Source organism: Vibrio algivorus (assembly GCF_030161215.1).
In the GTDB taxonomy this organism is placed as follows: domain Bacteria; phylum Pseudomonadota; class Gammaproteobacteria; order Enterobacterales; family Vibrionaceae; genus Vibrio; species Vibrio algivorus.
In genome coordinates this window covers 383,722-402,063 of the sequence record NZ_BSPV01000006.1, presented here as the reverse complement: position 1 = coordinate 402,063, position 18,342 = coordinate 383,722, and the positions used below count along the sequence as shown (strand labels likewise).

Here is an 18,342-nt window from a genome sequence, read left to right as displayed (position 1 = left end):
CACACACTACTGAGACTGCATAGCATTTAATTGTTCAGGGGAAGGCACAAAAGCATTCAATTGTGCGTTAGCAACTGTTTTTCCTTGGACGTCGATACGGCATTGAAATACCGCCATGCCATTATTTTCCATTACTTGTTCAGCATAAATATCTAAGGTTTCATCAAGCGAGAATTCGGAGCACTGACTCTGATAGCGGCGACTACCTAGTAAAAAACCTATCGCAGGTGGCTCACCTTTTTGCCACGCTTGAAAGCCAGACCAAGCAGCGATAGATTGTGCCATATATTCAATGCCAACATAGCCGGGTACGCTTTGATTCTCAACGTTAAAAAACAGTTCATCGGATTTAATAATTACTTGAGTGTGAATGCTTTGTTGATCAACTGCAATCAGCTTATCGACTAAGATCATCGGTGCGGCATGCGGCACTAAACTGGCGATATTGGGTAATGAAGTATTACTTGTTTCAGTCATTTGGATATCCAAAAATTAGGCTGACGTTATTGCCACCAAAAGCGAAAGAGTTACTCAAAATGGTTGGTTGTTTTAAACGTTGATTAGGTGTAGCCAAGGCAATGCTAAATTCAGAGTTTTCACCATCATTAATTTGTGCTGGGATTGGCAGTTGATAGTGTAATACATGCCAGCAAATTGCGGCTTCAATTGCACTCGCCGCGCCTAATGTGTGTCCGGTAAGTGGTTTGGTTGAACTGACTGGAACTTGATTGCCAAATACTCGTTCAATGGCTTTGGCTTCCATCTGATCATTGAGTTTAGTGGCGGTGCCATGAGCATTAATATAGCCAACATCACAAGCTTGGAGCCCAGCATTTTCTAGTGCTTTACGCATCGCTTGCTCTGCGCCATTGCCTTGTGGGTGTGGTGCTGAAATATGATGGGCATCAGAGCTATCGCCAGCTCCCAATAAAGCTAAACAATCTTGATTAGGATCGGGCTTTTCAAGGCTGAGCAGCATGAAAGCTGCCGCTTCACCAATATTGATACCATTACGGTTGGCGCTAAAAGGGTTACAGCGTTGGTGCGATAGCGCTTCTAAGCCATAAAAACCATTTAAAGTCAGTTTACACAAGGTGTCGGTACCGCCAACAATCACTGCATCAACGAGGCCCGCTTTAAGTAAACGTTGGGCAGAAATGTACACTCGGCCACTGGAGGAACAAGCCGTTGAAATGGTGTAGCTCGGGCCAGTTATATTGTAGTAATCAGCAATAAATCGACTGGTATTCGCCATTTCTTGTTGATGATAATCAAAGCCTACGGGGAGTTCACCACTTTGTTGCCACTGTGTAAGGGCATGCTCTCCATCGGCAATACCTGAAGTGCTCGTGCCAATAATTACGGCAATTCTGTCTACGCCATATTTTTCAATAGTTTGCTTGATCGTGTGATCAATTTGCAGTAATGCCGACAATGCTAGGCGATTGTTATGAGTATTTTGGTGAGCAAACTTTTCATCGATGGTCGGCAATGGACCATTAGCCACTCCGACTACCGTTTCACTACCATCATTGAGCCAATTGGTGCTGACTTGCATATTTGGCGTGTTGGCTTGCTGTAAATGCTGGTGGATCATTTCCGTTGTCCAGCCTAATGCGGAGTGAGAGCCACATGCATGAATATACAGAGGAGGATTAGGCTGTTTAGGCATTCGGGTAATAGTCCTTATTACATGGCAATATCATGGATGATGAAAGCACAAATATTAATCTTGTTGGTATTGTAAGGTTTTTATCACAATGGTGAAGTCTAGAGCGTGATTAATAAAAGTAATGTCACCTTTGAGTGGGTCAATTGATGCATAATTAATCTCTGCGATCAGTTTGCCATGATTATCGAACAATGCTCTTTGTTTGCTATGTTGAAGTTGGCTATCGTCGGTTTGTTGTTCCGTTAATCTCCAACCAATCTGTTGTAGTTTAGGTTGCCAGACATCCAATGGATATAAAGTGATCATCAAATTAAACAAAACTTGTTCAGGCTTGGGCAAGCTACTGCCTAGCCCTGCCATTACATAAGTATCGAATTGATTATCTTGGTAGCTTAAGCTGAGCAAACGGGTTCCCCAAGAAGAAAAGCCTGCTAGTACTAATTTATCTTGAGTGATTTGTAATTGGATTGGCAGTTGGTTGCTTTGTGCTTTTTTCGTTTGATCAATATATCGTACGCTGAGTAATTGACTGGCAGTCAGTGTATAGCCTAGTTCTGACGGTTGGGGTAAGGCGACCCAAGTCTCATCAGCAATCTGGATTCGATTCTTTTCTTCTGGGCTATTGAAGGAAGAAGTCTTTGAGTGTGTTGAACAAGCGGTCAGGCTTACCAGTAATATCAATCCTATAAATTTAGCTAGAATATTCATTTCAACTTTCCTTACTGATAGTCGCTGGTGGCTTCATTGCCAATGGTGCTAATAACCAACTGATGATAATGCCAAATAACACGGTAATACCAAAGCTATGAATAGCTTGAGTCTCGCTGAGTGCTAATAGACCAAAAGAGAGAATTGTGGTTAACGCAGATAAGCTTATCGCGAGCAGTGTAGAATTACGTTTTAATGCTAGATGGGCATCAGAGCTTGCTTGTGATCTAGATTGTTCGGCGAAAAACAGTGTGTAATCAATACCAATTCCAAGGACTAAAATTAGTGCCAGTAAGTTAAATAAATTGAGTGCGCTGCCAGTGAGTACGGTCACCGCTATTCCAACGGTACCTGCAATCATCGGAGGAAGCACGATTCGTATTCCTTGAGTGAATCCATAACGCAGTGATACCACCAACAAAATCACTAGGCTAGCCAACACTAATAATTGCGTGACATGTTGGCGATATAAACCAAACAGTTGTGAGATTTCTTGGGTTTTATTGAGATAGCTTACATTGGATTGTTGCCCTGCAAATGCTTCAATTGCTTGGTTATTCTGTACACCGTTGAGGGTAATGACTGCGGAAGATTGTCCGTCTATTTCACCTAACCACATAAAGCGTACTGGATTTGAAATCGGTGAATTAAGGAATTGCTCAATGGTAATTGCTTTAAAACCTGAATCTAGTTTTGGTGTTTGCTTTAACTTCAATGCTTGAGATAAAGCCTGACTTTGCGATTGATAAAGTGATTGGGTTAATGCGAAATTGTGCTCTTGCTGTTGTGGACTGGCAATAAACTGGCTGATACTTTGATAGCCACCTAAATTGCCTGCTTGGATTTGCAGTTCAAGTTGATTGGAGATGGTCTGTAGTTTATCCAATAATTGATCATTATTTTGCGCTTGCACCAGTAACATTTGTTGGTCATTTTGAATGCCTGAAATAGTCTTTATGGTTTGCTCTTGTTGCTTGAGATTTACAGGCATGGCTTGTAGTTGACGGATATCGTCATTGTAGTGGGCATGATACAAACCAACTCCTGCGGCTATTGCAAATACCGACGGAATGATGATGCGTACTTTTGGTTGCTGCCATAATGACAACCATAGAGTGAGTATTTTTCGGAAAGGCAAGGCGCGATCTACGCTTGGAGTTGCTGCTAAAATTGGATACCAACACACCACGGTTGCGTAGGCTGAAAAAAGGCCAATTGCGGAAAATAGTGCTAATTGTTGTAAACCAGGAAAGGGCGCGATTAACATACCTAGGTAGCCAATTAAGCTGGTGATAAGCCCTAGTGTGATGGCCACCAGAATATGCTTTAACCCTTGCGAGGCATTCCAGCGAGAGCCAGCTGCTAAACGGTCAGTAAGGTAGTGAAAGGCGTAATCTATAGACACACCAATTAAGCTTGCTCCGAACACTAGGCTAAATAAATGTACTTTGCCGAAAATCAGCACAGTGATGACAAACGCCGCCACTAGGCCGCAACTGATGGAAAGTAGTGCCAGGCTTAATGGCATCATGCTGCGATAAACTAATAGAATCAATAAGATCACGCCGACTAACGAACCCACGCCGATAGTGCTGATTTCACTTTTAGCACTTTGAGTACCGTGAGCAGCGTAAAAAATCACACCGGTGTGTATGACATTGATTTGATCTTGTTTGAATTTTTGTTTGAGATCGTCCTCCAATTGAGAAAGTTCAGCCAGTTGATCTTGTAATGCCATGCTATAGGCCGATCCGTTGAGATCAGCGCTGATCAAAACGTAATGCTGATCTTGGTAGTCAGTCGTTAAATAGCCGTTGGATAATCGAAAATTACCAGAGTGAGCAGTTAATTGTTTGAGGTAGTCACGGAATAATAAAAAGGGGTCACTGTTGAGCTCATTGCCACTGACACCAGAAAATGGGCTATAGACAGATTGAATCACGTATTGAGTTTGTGATTGTGGTGAATTGGTGAGCCTTTGTTGCTGAGTTGGTGTGAGAAGTTGAAACCGGTAAGGGAAGAAAAATCGTCCCCATGCTTGTTGGGCATCTTGCGCCAGCTTGCCATTGACTTGTTTGAATAAAGGGAATTGTTTCAATTGCGCTTCAAACTGTTGGGCAGCTTGTTGTGCTTTATCTTGATCTGGGCTTGAAACTAAAAAGATCACTTTGTCGCTCATGCTTGAGGCGACCCGATCAAAGGCAATTTGCGCACTAGGATCTTGTTGATTTTTGGGTAACAGCGCCATGATGTTGGTTTCGACTGGTAATGATCGGCCAAGTAATTGCGTTAACAATACAACGGCTAAGATCAACATGATTACAAGCCATATCAGAGCCCGTAGTTTTTGTTGGTCATGTTGAATTAATCGTTTGATCATCAGAGTCTATTGTCCAAAGATGGCTTGTTCAGTCGTCGATAAATCGCTAGGTAGATGAGTTTGATTGATAAAGTTTATTTCGGTGCGATCGCCACGAATTTCTACTAGCTCGATACGATTAATATAATCATTCGCTTCAATGTTTATCTGGCTGAATACTTTATTTAGCGGTGCCGATTTGGGTGTTAAGGATAACTCCCATTGGCTGCTTGGGCTTGAACTTAATTTCAGATCAAATTGCTGTTGTAAGGTTTCAGTATCACCTTGGAATAACGATAAAAATACATGACTAAAATAAAACACCATTGGATTATCGCTGACGTTAAGTACTTGCGCAGGTTCTGAACCAACTTGCTGACTAAGCGTATTTTTTGTTAACACTAAAGAGGTTGGAAATGGCGTCGTTTGTTGCCACCACAATCCATATTGGCTTGAAAGTAGAAATTGTCCTTGCGATGTTAAAGGCGCATCAAACATCTGCATGTGACGCGTTTGGGTAAAATCTCCCCGTACTACTTGGTGGTTAGCTAATTGTTGTTGTAGCTGTGCTAACTTATCATTATTGCTGGTGGCTGCTTGGCTGGTTTGAGTGAAAAGCAACAAAGCACATAGCACTAGGCCATGGAGTGCTTTCCACATTAGTTTATAGCCAAAGTAATTAGAGCGGATGAACGCCGACAACAAAGCTGCAGCTTCAAGTACGAAGGGTTTAGGCATGATGTTCATTAGTACTCCAGGCAGCAAGTTTATTGGTGAAGGCTTTTGGTGACACAAAACACATCTCTTCGCTTTCGATACTGACAGCCACTTGCATGGTATAACCTTTGGTCAGGCGCTGATTTGTTTCAGCATTGTAAATGACGTAGTCGACTTTTAATCGATTTTCCCACTCAGTCAATTTCGCTTCTACCCGCACGGTTAAATCAAATGGGATAGGTTTGATGTATTTTACTCTAGTGTCGATAATCGGCCACATATAACCAGAAGCCTGCATTTCACGGTAGTTATAACCTATCTTATCTAACATCACACGGCGCGCTTCTTCAAAGAAACGAAAGTAATTGCCGTGATAGACCACCCCCATAGGATCGGCATCCTGGAAAGAGGGGGTCATGATGACTTGGGCGGATAGGGCTGGTTTATTCATTATTTTCTCATTTTGTTCGTAGGCTTGGTTCCTAGTACCTAGGGGAAGCTCCGTTGCTTGTATTGTTTATACCTAGAAACTAGGGACTCGCAACCTAGAAACCTTTACTTATACAACGTCCATTCTTGTTGCTGGATCTTACCAACAAACTTACGTAAATCAGCTTCTAATGGACGATCTTCAGTGACAAATTCAAAATCATTTTGCACGATCTCAAGCATATCTTTTAAGGCTGGACTAAAGTGTTGCTGATCAAGTTCGTTATTACGTTTGCGTAATTCAATCGCTTGAGTCGCTGCCAATAACGATGCAGAGGCAACCTGTTCTGTTAGCTGCAAGACCCGTAGGCAGTCACGAGAAGCAATCGTCCCCATGCTGACTTTATCTTGGTTGTGACATTCAGTGGAGCGTGAAAATACGCTTGCGGGCATAGTGTTTTTCAGTGCTTCGGCTGTCCATGCTGAAATGCCGATTTGTACGGCCTTGAAGCCGTGGTTAATTGGCTTACGTTCACCTGTTGCACCAGTTAGGTTGAATGGTAATCCGTTATTAAACTTATAATCCATTAACTGCGCCATTTGACGGTCCAGCAGATCAGCAAGGTTTGCAACGGCTGTTTTTAGAGTATCCATCGCCATTGCGATATGGCCGCCATAGAAATGACCGCCGTGTAGTACTCGCTCGTTATCACCATCAATGATTGGATTGTCATTAGCACTGTTAAGTTCATTTTCAATCATTTGACGCAACCACGGTAAGGTGTCTTGTAACACGCCAATCACATGAGGTGCACAGCGTAATGAATAGCGGTCTTGTAGTCGGTCACTGTTACTTGGTGGGCGTTCGGCTTGTAAATCAGCGCGTAGCCAAGCGGCAATTTGTTGTTGCCCTTGATGAGGTTTTACTGCAAATAATGCTTCATCAAAATGAAAGTCGTTACCTTGCATCCCCAATGACACCATAGCAGTAATGCGAGTGGAAAGTTGAGCTAGATATTCTGCGCGTTTAAAGGCAATGCAGGCTAGCGCAGTCATCACGGAAGTACCATTCATTAAAGCTAAGCCTTCTTTCGGTTTTAGCTTAATTGGTTGGATATTCAATTCAGCAAACACTTCAGAGGTTGGACGCACTTGGCCTTTGTATAATACTTCGCGCTCACCAATTAGCACCGCAGCAAGGTAAGAGAGTGGGGTTAAATCGCCACTGGCTCCTACTGAACCTTCTTGTGGAATGAGTGGTGTGATGCTTTGATTGATTAAAGTAACGATTTGATTGAGCAGATCATGAGTGACACCAGAAACTCCTTGCGATAAGGAGCATAAACGAGTCGCTAATACCGCGCGAGCTTGTTGCTCATCTAAATGTTCTCCTAAACCACAACCGTGGAAACGAGTTAAATGCAGTGGGAGTTCATCGACTAAATTCATTGGAATAGCCACGGTACAAGAGTCACCATAACCGGTGGTGACACCATAAATGACCCCCTCTTGTTGTAAGAGGCGCTCTAAAAAGGCCACGCCACGATTAATCTTGCTAGTGAAATCGTCACTGTTGTTCATTTGTGCAGGGCTACCTTGAGCGATAGCCATAACATCTTCGATAGTCAGGCGTTGTGCACCAAAGGTAATGTTGCTGTTATTACAATTTTGATTGGTCATTCTGTTCACTTTGTCCTGAATTAGGATCATGTTGAGTAGTGTTGGTGCTGTCACTTGGCGCTTGATTCGTCAGCTGCCAAAAATTAAAAAAATTATACCATTGTAATGGTGCTTTTAAGGTGAAGTGCTCTAAGCGTGTTGCGTATTGTTGAACCACATCTTGTAAGGCTTGCATACGCTGTTTTCTTGGCAGAATAATTTTATCTGCAAAAGGCTCGAAATACACATGGTAGCGAGGACGTGATTGATGGTTGTGTTCATCACGCAATCCAAATAGTAAATATACAGGCGCCGCTAACACACTGGCGAGCATAAAGGGACCTTGCGGAAAAGGCGCAGGCTTGCCGAGGAAATCAGCCCAAATTACTCGTTGTTCTTTGGTGACAGAAGTACGATCACCGACAATAACAATCCACTCACCTTGTTCAAGCTTTTGCTGTAATAAAATCGCAGTATCCGGTCCGAGCGTAGTCACTTGAATTAAGTTTATCGATGAGTCTGGGTTGACTGCTTTCATTACTTTGTTAAAGCGTTCGGCATGTTCGGTAAAAACCAACGCATTGATCGTGATGCCATGACGCAGACTTCCCATTGCGCGGCAAAGCTCTAAGTTACCTAAGTGTGAACCTAAAACCACAATGCCTTGTTTGTTGCTAATGACTTGCTCAAAGTGCTCTTGACCATGAATTGTCAGATCATCTCGCGTTATATCACCACGCCATCCAGCCAGTTTATCTAGCATGGTATGGCCAAATGATAATAAGTGTTGGTAGCTAGAAAGTGGTGTGGCTAATGTGATTTTTTGCCTTTGGCTGTAATTTTCAAGCTGTTGAATATATTGTTCAGAGGCGAGTCGCGTTTGTTTACCGGTTTTGTGATAGTAACCAATCACCAGTTTTAAAATGGCATTAAATACAGAGCGTCCGAGTAGTGAATACACTGTCATCAGAAGTTTGATGCCCAATAGCGTCCCTTTCTCTTTACTTTTCGCCCAGTGAGTCGCTTGCTCTTGATTTGCTTGATCGAGTTTGACTTGATTTTGCCCTGCTGAATATTGGCAAGAGGATTTTTTGCAATGACGAGCGAGCAATTTTGGAATACGAGGTAACATGCCAAAAAATAGCTTAGTGTGCATTTTGCTGATACGCACATTGTCGTGTAAGGCATCAAAGTGAGAAATACCATTTTCTGGATAAATCACCTGAGTTTCAATAAATTGGCAATTAATGCCTTGCCAATACAGTTTGACCATAATTTCGGTGTCAAAATCCATTCTCAGGCCCATTGAATATCGATCGAGCGTGTCAATCGTGGCACTGAGCGGATAAGAGCGAAATCCACACATGCTATCTTTGAGTGCGAAAGAAAGTGTTTCAATCCAAACCCAAATATGGGTGGCATAGCGACCATAAAGACGTGTTTTCGGTACTGAATCGTCATAGATAGGACGACCTGAGATTAATTGCTCAGGATATTTTTTTGAGGTTTCAATTAAACGAGGAATTGCTTGTGGATCGTGCTGTCCATCGGCATCAATTTGAATTGCGTGACTAAACCCTAGGCGGTGTGCTTCACGTAAGCCTAGAATCATAGCCCCACCTTTACCTTGATTGACAGGGTTGGCAAGCAAGGTTAGGTCTGGAGTGTCGATTAAACTATTTAAATTTGCTTTAGTGTCGCTGTCACTACCATCATCAACTACCAGTATCGGATAACCAAATGGTTGCAAAGAGGCGATAACACTTGCCATGGTCGAGCCGTGGTTATAGCAAGGGATCACAAAGCAGGGAGAAAATGAGGCCATATTAAGACATCGTTCCTTTAACCTAATAATATTCGACCGGATGAATGAGTACGTACTTCATCATCTTGTCCAGAGGTGTAGCTAAAGTTCAGCTTTTGTTTGTCAGCATGCCAAGTTAAGGTCAGCTTGACTAGTGCCTCTTTCAAAATTGGTTCTTGAAATTTGATCACTTCCATTGACTGAAAGGATTTTGGTGAATCGAAAAACTGCTGAGCATAATAAACTGCCCAATCAATTTGAGTGACCCCCGGCAATAAAGCAAATTGAGGGAAATGTCCTTTAAAATCTTCTATTTCAGCATCAACTCGTAGCCACAATATGAGCGTATTTTCGTCTCTTTGTTGCTTTATTAGAGTGGGTTTTCTTATCACTGTCATCTTATTTACTTCTCGACTCTGAGTGGAAGAGTTGCTCAATATCACTGATTAAGCGCTTGCCTTGAGTGTTGAGGGGGATCTCATCAACGACTCGAAAACGGCGCGGAATAGCAACTGGCTCAATCCATTGATGTAAGGACTGGCGTAGCATCAGTACAAATTTTCCCTTACCGAGTTGGTTGAGCTTAGCTTGTCCAATTGGGGAGAGAGTAATGGCAGCGGCAGTGATTAAACGCTTAGGTTCTTGGTATGGAATCACCGCGGCTTCATCAATTTCATCAAGTTGATTTAAATGGCGTTCAATCTCACTTAATGATATGCGCTTTTCTTCTATTTTTATCAACCGATCGGCACGACCTTTCAACATAAAATGCTGATTATCTAATAATTCACACTGATCGGCGGTTTGGTACCAGTTTTCCATATCTACCAAAGGTGATTTAATTTTTAAACACTGCTCAACGTTCACATCAATCTGAGTACCGACAAACGCTTGCCAAGGTGTATCGCTTGAATACTGCTGGCGATGTGCGATACCACCAGTTTCAGTACTGCCAAGCACTTCATGTGGGTAATTGTAGAATAGTGCATTGCAAGTTTTAGCTGAATTAAGAGGGAGTGGACCACCGGATGAAAAAATAGCGCGATAACGGTCTGAAGTTTCGGTTGGCGTTAAGCGTTTCAGTAAAGCAGGGCTACTGATTAATACTAAGTTGTGAGCTGCATGTTCAATAATTTGTTCAGGATATTGCCAGTTTTGTGTGAGAAATGGTCTGCTAGCAGAAAGCGGCCACAAAATACGAAATAACAAACCATAAATATGCTGATGAGACACGGTGCTTGCTGTAGTTGCACCTTGTAATGACTCTCCCCAAGTGGCTTGTAACTGTGCTACTTCTTTTTCGAGAATCGATAATGGTTTTTCGATGGCTTTTGGCTGGCCACTGGAGCCTGAAGTAAACAAGGTGATTGCTACATCAGTTAAATTTTCAAATTGAGGCAAATCCATCTCAATTTTTTTATCTAATACTCTTGGTACATCAACAGAAAAGTGTGGTGTGAGAGCGGTGAAATCAATCACTCTGTCATGTAAAACCGCATCAAAGTGTTGTGAAAGCTCGGCCAATGCCGCTGGTTGTAAGTTGCCCGGTATAATCAGTTGTTTTTGACTATGACAAGCAGCCATAAACGCCACGGAGAACCAGTAACTATCGTCAAAGCAAATAGCCCAGCGAGATTCACTACGAGCACGTAATAGCTGGCTTAGTTGATGGGTATCTTGTTGGAATTGTTGCCAACTAATTACTTGACCTTGCTGGTTGAAGCCATCATATGCAACAGGAAAGTCAGTAGAGTGTTGAGTTGCTCTATTGGCATTCATCAATTGAGAAATAGGAACAAAAGGAGCGGGCATCATGCTGGTGGCAATTTCCATATTGAGCAGTTCAAAATAGCAATAATAGTAACGAGTAGATCATGGCTCGTTAGATTTACGAATATACCCTCTTACTAACCATTCAACCGTAAATAAACTTCCGGCAAATAAGTAGCTGAGTAAGCCATTGTATAAGGTCCAGATTTCAAGTGGCAAGAAGCAGGTGTAAAGTGCAATCGAACCATTAACCACAAAGTAACTACACCATACTTTAGTGACATTGCGAGTGTAGCGCACGCCACTTTCCGGTAGTTCTGGTTCTTGTAGGCGAGCAAGTCGTTCAATTAATGTTTGCGATTGCCATAAACTACTGAAGAATAATGAAAACATCAGGATGTTGACCACCACAGGGTAGTAGGTAAACCAACCATGTTCACGAAATAATGTCGCACATAAAGTGAGAATAATACCGGCAGCGCCACTTAACCAAGCAATGTATTTCAGCTCTTTTAACTTAGTTTGATTGCCAGCAGCAATTCGAATCACAAACAAGGCGACAAAGATAATACCTATCACGCCAATACCCCAACGGCTCAATCCATAATAAACTGCTAAAGGATAAGCCAATAGCAGTAGGGCAGACAAAGCCGTTAATGCGCGCATTATTTTTCCTTGAGTAGCTCAACCACTGCATCAACTACATCGTCGACCGTGCGTACCGCTTTAAACTCATCTGGTTGAATCTTTTTGCCCGTTAATTTTTGTAGGTGAACCACAAGGTCAACGGCATCAATGCTATCGAGATCCAGCTCTTGGTAAAGCTTTGATTCAGGCTTGATGTCATCAGCATCAATTTCAAATAGCTCAACAAAGGCATCTTGTACTTTGTTGAATACTTCGTCTCTGTTTATTTCCGTCATAATATTCTTGTTCTATTTTAGGTTAGTTTCGTTGAGAGCTAATATAGTTTGCTAAGTTCGCTACAGAAGCAAAATGCTCACGAGTTTGACTATCGTCAGCATCAATTACAATATGATATTTTTTCTTGATGGCAAGACCGAGTTCTAGAGCATCAATAGAGTCCAGCCCTAAGCCGTCACCAAATAAAGCTGCGTCGGTTTCGATATCTTCGACTTGAATATCTTCAAGGTTTAACGCTTCAATAATTAATGCTTTTAATTCGTTGTGTAGTTGTTCCACAGTGACCTACCTAAATTGCTAAAAATATGTTCAGAGATTGGTTTTATGTTGTTGGGCGTTTTCAGGGAAAATCGCGCTCGATAAATGTCGATTAAGTTGACGTGCGGCAGTGGTTGGTGAATCACTGTTTTGAATAAATTCATCGACGTTAATTTTGTTTTTCACTTCTACATGAAAAAAAGGTTTTGTATCGGGTACTTGATACCATTTCATTTGTTTGGTTAAAAAACTAGGGCTCACAGTGATGTGAACCACTCTTAAATCTGTTTGAGTGCGAACGGCAATTTGTGCGGCTCCACGCTGTAGTTTGGATTTCTGTCCAGGTGTTGTCCGAGTCCCCTCTGGAAAAATCAACAGAACATTACCATGATTTAGCCGTTGGCTACAGTCATCCAACAAGCTTTCTGGATCGCGATTCGGAATATAACCAGCGGCTTTCACAATCCCTTTCATAAATGGATTATTCCAAATCGCAGCTTTTACTAAACAATCACATTGTGGCAGACAAGAAGCTATCAACACATAATCAATTAAGCTTGGGTGGTTAGCGATAATTAGGCAATTTCTATCTTGCTGCATTTGTTCTACATTATCGAAGCAGTAATCAATCGTGCCAGTGAACTTCATGGTACGACAAAATAAACGAAAAGCTCTTTGGATAATTGATTGTACCCGTATTTCACGTTGGCTTTGATTGCGAGCAGTCCAAGTCATCAATGGAAATACAATAAAGGTTAGGCAGAGGGCGCCGATACCAAAAATAGCAAAGCAGCTGCCAGTGGCAATCACTCGCCAATATTTATTGCAACGTTGAGCAAAGCTAACTGAGTGGCTTGTCATTATTCAACATCACCTCGTTGCCATTGCCATTGCCATTGATTTCGGGAGTCTTCAATTGTCCAGTTATGGCTTTGGTTTGCTAATTGTTGAATGATATCTATGGTTTGTGAACGGTTTTTGGACTCTAAACTAGGCGGTTTTTTAGGTTGCCAGTTTATTTGGGTTTGTGAACCTGAGCTCAGTACCAACCCTAATGCATAAAGTGGTGGTGTTGGAATGGATTCAAACTGATCATAAGGTTTTGGTAGTGGTGCATCAAAGTCGATCAGCAATATCTTATGCTGTGGGTTTTCTGATAAGTAAGCACTAGCCTCAATTAAAGCATTGTGTAGACTAGACTCGCAGCCTGCAAGTGATGTTGCTGGAATTGGACTTTTGGTGGCAATGGTAAATAAACCTGCACTGGTGTTATGCACTGATTGAGAAAATGCCATTGGTGAGGCTTCTTCGCCTTGTAAAACTTGTTGTAATAATTCAACAGTGCGTGATAGCTCACCATGACGACTTGAAAAAATTAGGTAGTCAACGTTGGATGAGCTGGATTGATGTAAATGGATGGCGGTTTGTAAGGCAATTTTGCTCAATGGACTCATGCGACGGCGCATCATCGCAGGGACTAAATTCACTTCGAGTGATGGTTTTGCACTTTCAGAGGCATGCTCGGTGTAACGCTGCCATTCCTCTGGTGTGGTTAACCCCGGAGAAAGTGCGTGCCAGTGTTCAATATTAAATGAAATAGTGTTCATTAATGCCTATTCATACCATTTATAGAAGCAAAATGTAAAAATAGCATTTTTATTGATGCAAACGCTATATTGTTCAGTCATTAATTGATACAAAAACATAACCTTTAATGGGGTATTATGAGCAATATCCAATTAAGTCGCCGCTTTTAAACGGCAATGACTTTATTTTCCTTGTCGACAGATTTGTTATTTGGACTTTAATTTTGAAGCAATATCAACACGATCCATACACAGCATTAGAAGCAAAAACCGAAGCTCAGAAATTAGCTTTTTCTCCTATCGTTTTTCATACCGCTCGAACCTTACGAGATCTTGGTATTTTAACTGCACTAGAAAAACAGCCAGAGCAAGGCATGATGGCTTCACATATTGCAGAAGCTACTCAAGTGTCTGAATATGGTATTAAAGTGTTATTAGATATGGCTTTAAGTGCACATATTGTGACATGGCGTGATGGCCATTACGTACTTGCTAAGTTAGGTCATTCTTTATTAAGCGATGGTATGACTATTGCCAATATGGATTTTACTGCAGACGTTTGTTATGCCGGAATGATGCATTTAACCGAAGCAATTAAAGGGGGCACACCAGCTGGTTTAAAAGAACTAGGAGATTGGTCGACGATTTACGAAGGCTTATCTAGTTTGCCGAAGAAAGCCCAAGACAGTTGGTTTAAGTTTGACCATTTTTATTCGGATAATACTTTTCCAGTCTTGCTGAAACAGATTTTTGCTAATCAACCAAAGCACATTTTTGATATTGGTGGCAATACAGGCAAGTGGACATTGCAGTGTTGCCAGCATGATGAGAATGTCAATGTCACTATTATCGACCTGCCACAACAAATTGAGTTAGCTAAAAAAAATATTACTCAGCATGGTTTTTCTGAGCGCGTTGATTTCTTCCCAGCTAATATGCTCGATAAACAGCAAGCTTTGCCACAAGGTGCTGACGTGTGGTGGATGAGTCAATTTTTAGATTGCTTCTCACCGATGGAAATTCTCAGTATTTTACGCCGTGTCCGTGCTGCTATGAAACCTCAAGCTGACGTGTATATCCTTGAGCTATTTTGGGATGCTCAGCGTTATGAAGCAGCGTCATATAGTCTCAATGCCACTTCGCTTTACTTTACTTGTTTGGCCAATGGTAATAGTCGTTTTTATCGTAGCGATGATTTTTTAGAGATCGTTAAAGAAGCGGGCTTTGTGGTGAGTAATCGCATCGATCATATTGGGCTAGGGCATACGCTTTTACATCTTAAAGCAATTTAGGTGGGGATTTAGAATGAGCATAAGACAGAAAGTACCGGTTGTGATTATTGGTGCTGGTCCTTCTGGTTCAGTAGCTGCAGCTATTCTTAAGCAACATGATATTGACTGTATTGTACTAGAACGCAGCACTTTTCCTCGTTTTTCCATTGGGGAAAGCTTACTACCAGCTTGTATGGAAAGTTTAAAGAAGGCTAATCTGTTTGATGCAGTGAATAAAGCAGGATTTCAGTTTAAAAATGGTGCTGCATTTCGTTATCAAGGTAAATATACCTATTTTGATTTTACCGACAAGTATACGCCAGGAGAGGGTACTACCTTTCAAGTCCAACGTGGACCATTTGATAAATTACTCGCGGATGAAGCACAAAAGCAAGGTGTTGAAATTCGTTATCAACATACGGTAACGGCGGTAGATATTGAGCCAAAGCAACCGGTGTTATCCGTCATTGATGAAGTGGGGAAGCCCTATCAAATTCAAGCTGGTTTTATTTTAGACGCGAGTGGTTATGGACGCGTATTACCTAGATTACTTGACTTAGAATTGCCCTCGGATCTCTCGCAGCGTAAGGCACTATTTACTCATGTTACCGATAATATAACGGACAGTTTGGCTAGTGAGTTAAATTATGATCGCGATAAGATCACCATCTATGTGCATCCTGATAATCAAACGGTTTGGTATTGGCTCATCCCATTTAGTAATGGTGTCTGTTCTGTTGGGGTAGTCTCAACGCCTGACTTTTTTGAAGCTTATCCTGACGATGAAATTACGGCATTAAAGCAGTTAACCTCAGAAGAGCCTCATTTGAAGCAACTGTTTAAGGATGCTGATTTTTGTCACATGAGTGGCACGATTGGCGGTTACTCAGCTAATGTGAAACATCTTGCAGGTAGTAACTATGCGATGTTGGGGAATGCTGGTGAGTTTTTAGATCCGGTATTTTCATCAGGTGTGACGATTGCAATGAAGTCTGCGGAACTGGCAACCGATACGTTAATTCGTCAATTCAATGGTGAAGCGGTAGATTGGCAAAAAGACTACTCAGAGCCATTAATGGTTGGGGTAGATACTTTCCGTGCTTATGTCGAAGGTTGGTATGACGGACGTTTCCAAAATGTGGTGTTTTTTGAAAATGCCCATCCAGAGATAAAGAAAAAAATAAGTTCGATTTTAGCCGGCTATGCATGGGATATCTCAAACCCTTATGTAGCAAACCCGCAAAAACGTTTGAGTACTTTAGCGGAAATTTGCTCTAGTTAAAAATAGAAAGAAACCTTGAATGGTAGACAATAAAAAGCCCCGAACGAACGGGGCTTTTGTGTATATGAACAATGATTGCTGGGTACGTCGATATTAGTGATCGAAGTACACGTAGTTTTGCCAGCTCTTCATTCGTATCAGGATTTTACGAATGATAGCAACGTGTTCTAACTTGCCTGAGTAGACTGCAATTTCAACATTAGTACCCATAGGTAAATTGTATTGCTCTACATCATCAATCAGTTTCAATTTCACCATAATGCGGCCATGAGTTTGCAGCATATTAGTGCCTAACAGTTCTCCAGTTGCTTGGATTTGGCTTTCTGCAATCGCAGGCAGCACTTCCGATACTTCTGCCTTGAAAGATTTACCAGGTAGCGCTCTAAAGATCACATCCGCTTCATCACCAGCTTTAATATTCAGTGTTGAGTTTTGACGGAAGGCACCAACGAAGTAATGATCTTGGGTACTCACGAAAGTCAAAATAGGCTTAAATGGTAGTGGAACCGCCATGACGCCGGGTTTTAATGCTAATTGTGAAACATAACCATCCGTTGGAGCACGAATAATCGTTTGGTCTAGATTAAATTGCGCTTTATCTAAAGCTGCTTGAGCTTCTGCAACCGAAGTATTAACGCCATTAATTTGTGATTCAAAAGCTGCTTTAGCTGCGTTTTCATTAGAAAGTGCTGCTTGGTAGGCGGCTTCTGCGCCTTTAGCAATTTGTTGTTTGTCATCCACTTGTTGCAAAGTAAATGCGCCACGTTTGTAACCTTTTTGGTAACGAGCAGCTTCACGCTGTGAACGATCTCTTTCTGCTAAGGCTTGTACACTAGTAGCAGCAGCTTGTTTGTAAGCCGCTTCAAGAACTAATACGTTTTGCTTTGCGGCAGCAAGAGCAGCTTGTTGTTGCACTACTGCAGCTTTAAATGGGGTATCATCCAAACGTACTAATACATCCCCTTGTTTAACTAGTTTGTTTGGTTGAACTTCGACAGAAACCACACGGGCACGGACATTAGAAACCATTGGCGTAGTACTATAGATTTGGCCGCCCAACTGAGTGAATGGTTGGAAGTAGTTCATAGCTAAGAAGATAGAGCCCAGTAAAACTACGCCACCTAATACAGCGGTTGGTACCGTCCATTTGTTGAGTGGAATGCGGAAGATTTTAAATATCGCAATACAAAAAGCGGTATAGGTTAGAATCAATATTGTTTCCATTAGTTTGATTCTCCCTTGGTACTTTCTTGTGTATTCTCAGATGGTTTTGTTTGGGGTGATAGTTCAGCCATTTGCTTTTGTAGCTGAGAAATTTGCTTATTTAATTCATCAACTTTATGGTGCATATCATCTTGTTCAGCTTGTAGTTTATTAAATCCCCAACCACGATCTTCGCGCCATAAGGTCGCCCAGATCCATAAGAATGGCCAAAGTACATGCAAAGTAAATAAACTTACCCAGCCGGCAACATGAATAGCATCTTGATGAGGATGATTGCGTTTTTTGGAAATTTCATAGGGAATATCGTGAATAACAATGATGCCGTAAAACAGCACCAGTACGACGAAAATAAGTATGCCCAGGGCTACATAATCTAATGTCATTGTTTTTCCTTTACCTGCTCGCTTAATGTAATGCGCTGACAGTTACTAATAAAAAGATCGTGATTTTATTAATGCTAGTTAATACTCTATGTCAAACAAGGCTTTGTTTGAAACACAGCGTTTTGCACTCTTAGGGCGGCATCTCACAATATGGATGCGTTTTTTAATTATATGCGAACTTAGTTTATACGATGCCAATGAAGTTCCAAAGTTTTTATCCATTTTAATTTATTGAGAGATATTAATTATATGCGTTTAAATCTAGTCGCAATATTAAAGAAAGAATGGTTTTTAGT

Annotated in this window: 19 protein-coding genes; 2 read left to right on the top strand and 17 right to left on the bottom strand. The window is 41.6% G+C overall.

What is annotated here, in order from left to right:
- Positions 1-6: 6 nt before the first annotated feature.
- The 15 genes from QQJ93_RS10890 to QQJ93_RS10820 form a co-directional block, all read right to left on the bottom strand.
- Complete coding sequence (locus QQJ93_RS10890) at positions 7-477, bottom strand: hotdog family protein (protein ID WP_089122199.1); 471 nt, start codon at positions 475-477, stop codon at positions 7-9.
- Positions 470-1,672, bottom strand: a complete 1,203-nt coding sequence (locus QQJ93_RS10885) for a beta-ketoacyl-[acyl-carrier-protein] synthase family protein (RefSeq protein ID WP_089122200.1) — start codon at positions 1,670-1,672, stop codon at positions 470-472. Before QQJ93_RS10885 ends, QQJ93_RS10890 begins: the two co-directional genes overlap by 8 nt.
- A gap of 54 nt (positions 1,673-1,726) precedes the next feature.
- Positions 1,727-2,380, bottom strand: a complete 654-nt coding sequence (locus QQJ93_RS10880; RefSeq protein ID WP_089122201.1) for a DUF3261 domain-containing protein — start codon at positions 2,378-2,380, stop codon at positions 1,727-1,729.
- Position 2,381: 1 nt separating this feature from the next.
- Positions 2,382-4,697 carry an MMPL family transporter gene (locus QQJ93_RS10875; protein WP_284186087.1) on the bottom strand — a complete coding sequence of 772 codons (2,316 nt, stop codon included), beginning with the start codon at positions 4,695-4,697 and terminating at the stop codon, positions 2,382-2,384.
- A gap of 69 nt (positions 4,698-4,766) precedes the next feature.
- On the bottom strand, positions 4,767-5,399 hold the full coding sequence (locus QQJ93_RS10870) for a LolA family protein (RefSeq protein WP_089123528.1): 633 nt from the start codon (positions 5,397-5,399) through the stop codon (positions 4,767-4,769).
- Positions 5,400-5,469: 70 nt separating this feature from the next.
- Entirely contained in the window at positions 5,470-5,907 is a 438-nt protein-coding gene (locus QQJ93_RS10865; RefSeq protein ID WP_089122203.1) for an acyl-CoA thioesterase, read from the bottom strand.
- A gap of 104 nt (positions 5,908-6,011) precedes the next feature.
- Positions 6,012-7,565, bottom strand: a complete 1,554-nt coding sequence (locus QQJ93_RS10860) for an HAL/PAL/TAL family ammonia-lyase (protein WP_089122204.1) — start codon at positions 7,563-7,565, stop codon at positions 6,012-6,014.
- Positions 7,546-9,369: a glycosyltransferase family 2 protein gene (locus QQJ93_RS10855; RefSeq protein ID WP_089122205.1), complete on the bottom strand. Its 1,824-nt coding sequence runs from the start codon at positions 9,367-9,369 to the stop codon at positions 7,546-7,548. The genes QQJ93_RS10860 and QQJ93_RS10855 overlap by 20 nt, the downstream gene beginning before the upstream one ends.
- Before the next feature lie 17 nt (positions 9,370-9,386).
- Complete coding sequence (locus QQJ93_RS10850; RefSeq protein ID WP_089122206.1) at positions 9,387-9,746, bottom strand: ApeI family dehydratase; 360 nt, start codon at positions 9,744-9,746, stop codon at positions 9,387-9,389.
- Between the two features lies 1 nt (position 9,747).
- Positions 9,748-11,181 carry an AMP-binding protein gene (locus tag QQJ93_RS10845; RefSeq protein ID WP_284186086.1) on the bottom strand — a complete coding sequence of 478 codons (1,434 nt, stop codon included), beginning with the start codon at positions 11,179-11,181 and terminating at the stop codon, positions 9,748-9,750.
- A 39-nt stretch (positions 11,182-11,220) separates the two neighbouring features.
- Positions 11,221-11,784, bottom strand: coding sequence for a COG4648 family protein (locus QQJ93_RS10840; protein WP_089122207.1), 564 nt, complete (start codon positions 11,782-11,784; stop codon positions 11,221-11,223).
- Entirely contained in the window at positions 11,784-12,041 is a 258-nt protein-coding gene (locus tag QQJ93_RS10835) for an acyl carrier protein (RefSeq protein WP_089122208.1), read from the bottom strand. Before QQJ93_RS10835 ends, QQJ93_RS10840 begins: the two co-directional genes overlap by 1 nt.
- 22 nt (positions 12,042-12,063) lie before the next feature.
- On the bottom strand, positions 12,064-12,321 hold the full coding sequence (locus QQJ93_RS10830; RefSeq protein ID WP_089122209.1) for a phosphopantetheine-binding protein: 258 nt from the start codon (positions 12,319-12,321) through the stop codon (positions 12,064-12,066).
- A 30-nt stretch (positions 12,322-12,351) separates the two neighbouring features.
- Entirely contained in the window at positions 12,352-13,161 is an 810-nt protein-coding gene (locus QQJ93_RS10825; RefSeq protein WP_089122210.1) for a lysophospholipid acyltransferase family protein, read from the bottom strand.
- Positions 13,161-13,907 carry a beta-ketoacyl synthase chain length factor gene (locus QQJ93_RS10820; protein WP_089122211.1) on the bottom strand — a complete coding sequence of 249 codons (747 nt, stop codon included), beginning with the start codon at positions 13,905-13,907 and terminating at the stop codon, positions 13,161-13,163. Before QQJ93_RS10820 ends, QQJ93_RS10825 begins: the two co-directional genes overlap by 1 nt.
- A 203-nt stretch (positions 13,908-14,110) precedes the next feature.
- Between QQJ93_RS10820 and QQJ93_RS10815 the strand changes: the two genes are divergently transcribed.
- Both QQJ93_RS10815 and QQJ93_RS10810 read left to right on the top strand, forming a co-directional pair.
- On the top strand, positions 14,111-15,178 hold the full coding sequence (locus tag QQJ93_RS10815) for a methyltransferase (RefSeq protein WP_089123530.1): 1,068 nt from the start codon (positions 14,111-14,113) through the stop codon (positions 15,176-15,178).
- Positions 15,179-15,191: 13 nt separating this feature from the next.
- A complete protein-coding gene (locus QQJ93_RS10810; RefSeq protein WP_089122212.1) occupies positions 15,192-16,439 on the top strand; it encodes an NAD(P)/FAD-dependent oxidoreductase in 1,248 nt (415 codons plus the stop codon).
- A gap of 93 nt (positions 16,440-16,532) precedes the next feature.
- On the opposite strand, the gene QQJ93_RS10805 is transcribed toward QQJ93_RS10810, so the two are convergent.
- Together QQJ93_RS10805 and QQJ93_RS10800 are read right to left on the bottom strand one after the other, a co-directional pair.
- A complete protein-coding gene (locus tag QQJ93_RS10805) occupies positions 16,533-17,663 on the bottom strand; it encodes an HlyD family secretion protein (protein WP_089122213.1) in 1,131 nt (376 codons plus the stop codon).
- The gene (locus QQJ93_RS10800; RefSeq protein WP_089122214.1) at positions 17,663-18,046 is read right to left on the bottom strand and encodes a DUF3302 domain-containing protein; all 384 of its coding nucleotides are present in this window, start codon (positions 18,044-18,046) and stop codon (positions 17,663-17,665) included. Before QQJ93_RS10800 ends, QQJ93_RS10805 begins: the two co-directional genes overlap by 1 nt.
- Positions 18,047-18,342: the final 296 nt, after the last annotated feature.

Excerpts from the sequence above, each read along its gene's own strand:
- QQJ93_RS10890 (WP_089122199.1), bottom strand. The coding sequence starts at position 477 with ATGACTGAAACAAGTAATACTTCATTACCCAATATCGCCAGTTTAGTG.
- QQJ93_RS10885 (WP_089122200.1), bottom strand. The coding sequence starts at position 1,672 with ATGCCTAAACAGCCTAATCCTCCTCTGTATATTCATGCATGTGGCTCT.
- QQJ93_RS10880 (WP_089122201.1), bottom strand. The coding sequence starts at position 2,380 with ATGAATATTCTAGCTAAATTTATAGGATTGATATTACTGGTAAGCCTG.
- QQJ93_RS10875 (WP_284186087.1), bottom strand. The coding sequence starts at position 4,697 with ATGTTGATCTTAGCCGTTGTATTGTTAACGCAATTACTTGGCCGATCA.
- QQJ93_RS10870 (WP_089123528.1), bottom strand. The coding sequence starts at position 5,399 with ATGTGGAAAGCACTCCATGGCCTAGTGCTATGTGCTTTGTTGCTTTTC.
- QQJ93_RS10865 (WP_089122203.1), bottom strand. The coding sequence starts at position 5,907 with ATGAATAAACCAGCCCTATCCGCCCAAGTCATCATGACCCCCTCTTTC.
- QQJ93_RS10860 (WP_089122204.1), bottom strand. The coding sequence starts at position 7,565 with ATGACCAATCAAAATTGTAATAACAGCAACATTACCTTTGGTGCACAA.
- QQJ93_RS10855 (WP_089122205.1), bottom strand. The coding sequence starts at position 9,369 with ATGGCCTCATTTTCTCCCTGCTTTGTGATCCCTTGCTATAACCACGGC.
- QQJ93_RS10850 (WP_089122206.1), bottom strand. The coding sequence starts at position 9,746 with ATGACAGTGATAAGAAAACCCACTCTAATAAAGCAACAAAGAGACGAA.
- QQJ93_RS10845 (WP_284186086.1), bottom strand. The coding sequence starts at position 11,181 with ATGGAAATTGCCACCAGCATGATGCCCGCTCCTTTTGTTCCTATTTCT.
- QQJ93_RS10840 (WP_089122207.1), bottom strand. The coding sequence starts at position 11,784 with ATGCGCGCATTAACGGCTTTGTCTGCCCTACTGCTATTGGCTTATCCT.
- QQJ93_RS10835 (WP_089122208.1), bottom strand. The coding sequence starts at position 12,041 with ATGACGGAAATAAACAGAGACGAAGTATTCAACAAAGTACAAGATGCC.
- QQJ93_RS10825 (WP_089122210.1), bottom strand. The coding sequence starts at position 13,161 with ATGACAAGCCACTCAGTTAGCTTTGCTCAACGTTGCAATAAATATTGG.
- QQJ93_RS10820 (WP_089122211.1), bottom strand. The coding sequence starts at position 13,907 with ATGAACACTATTTCATTTAATATTGAACACTGGCACGCACTTTCTCCG.
- QQJ93_RS10810 (WP_089122212.1), top strand. The coding sequence starts at position 15,192 with ATGAGCATAAGACAGAAAGTACCGGTTGTGATTATTGGTGCTGGTCCT.
- QQJ93_RS10805 (WP_089122213.1), bottom strand. The coding sequence starts at position 17,663 with ATGGAAACAATATTGATTCTAACCTATACCGCTTTTTGTATTGCGATA.
- QQJ93_RS10800 (WP_089122214.1), bottom strand. The coding sequence starts at position 18,046 with ATGACATTAGATTATGTAGCCCTGGGCATACTTATTTTCGTCGTACTG.